This window comes from Streptomyces sp. NPDC059009 (assembly GCF_042740175.1).
Taxonomy (GTDB): Bacteria; Actinomycetota; Actinomycetes; order Streptomycetales; family Streptomycetaceae; genus Streptomyces.
In genome coordinates, this window is sequence record NZ_JBHYJB010000104.1 from 1 (window position 1) to 1,221 (window position 1,221).

Annotated in this window: 2 rRNA genes; both read left to right on the top strand. The window is 55.6% G+C overall.

The features are described from left to right. Positions 1–1,017 (top strand): 23S ribosomal RNA (locus ACFWYM_RS44960); the annotation flags it as partial. Between the two features lie 87 nt (positions 1,018–1,104). After that, positions 1,105–1,221: ribosomal RNA gene (rrf, locus tag ACFWYM_RS44965) — 5S ribosomal RNA — on the top strand.

Consider the following 1,221-nt stretch of genomic DNA (forward strand, 5'->3'; position numbering starts at 1 on the left):
AACTTAAGCGCCAGTAAACGGCGGTGGTAACTATAACCATCCTAAGGTAGCGAAATTCCTTGTCGGGTAAGTTCCGACCTGCACGAATGGCGTAACGACTTCTCGACTGTCTCAACCATAGGCCCGGTGAAATTGCACTACGAGTAAAGATGCTCGTTTCGCGCAGAAGGACGGAAAGACCCCGGGACCTTTACTACAGTTTGATATTGGTGTTCGGTTCGGCTTGTGTAGGATAGCTGGGAGACTTTGAAGCATGCACGCCAGTGTGTGTGGAGTCGTCGTTGAAATACCAGTCTGGTCGTGCTGGATGTCTAACCTGGGTCCGTGATCCGGATCAGGGACAGTGTCTGATGGGTAGTTTAACTGGGGCGGTTGCCTCCCAAAGGGTAACGGAGGCGCCCAAAGGTTCCCTCAGCCTGGTTGGTAATCAGGTGTTGAGTGTAAGTGCACAAGGGAGCTTGACTGTGAGACCGACGGGTCGAGCAGGGACGAAAGTCGGGACTAGTGATCCGGCGGTGGCTTGTGGAAGCGCCGTCGCTCAACGGATAAAAGGTACCCCGGGGATAACAGGCTGATCTTCCCCAAGAGTCCATATCGACGGGATGGTTTGGCACCTCGATGTCGGCTCGTCGCATCCTGGGGCTGGAGTCGGTCCCAAGGGTTGGGCTGTTCGCCCATTAAAGCGGTACGCGAGCTGGGTTTAGAACGTCGTGAGACAGTTCGGTCCCTATCCTCTGTGCGCGTAGGAATATTGAGAAGGGCTGTCCCTAGTACGAGAGGACCGGGACGGACGAACCTCTGGTGTGCCAGTTGTTCTGCCAAGGGCATGGCTGGTTGGCTACGTTCGGAAAGGATAACCGCTGAAAGCATCTAAGCGGGAAGCCTGCTTCGAGATGAGTATTCCCTCCCCCTTTGAGGGGTTAAGGCTCCCAGTAGACGACTGGGTTGATAGGCCAGATATGGAAGCCCTGTGAGGGGTGGAGTTGACTGGTACTAATAGGCCGAGGGCTTGTCCTCAGTTGCTCGCGTCCACTGTGTTGGTTCTGAAACCACGAACAACCCCATGCAAGGTCACGCATGGTGCGGTTGACAGTTTCATAGTGTTTCGGTGGTCATAGCGTGAGGGAAACGCCCGGTTACATTCCGAACCCGGAAGCTAAGCCTCACAGCGCCGATGGTACTGCAGGGGGGACCCTGTGGGAGAGTAGGACGCCGCCGAAC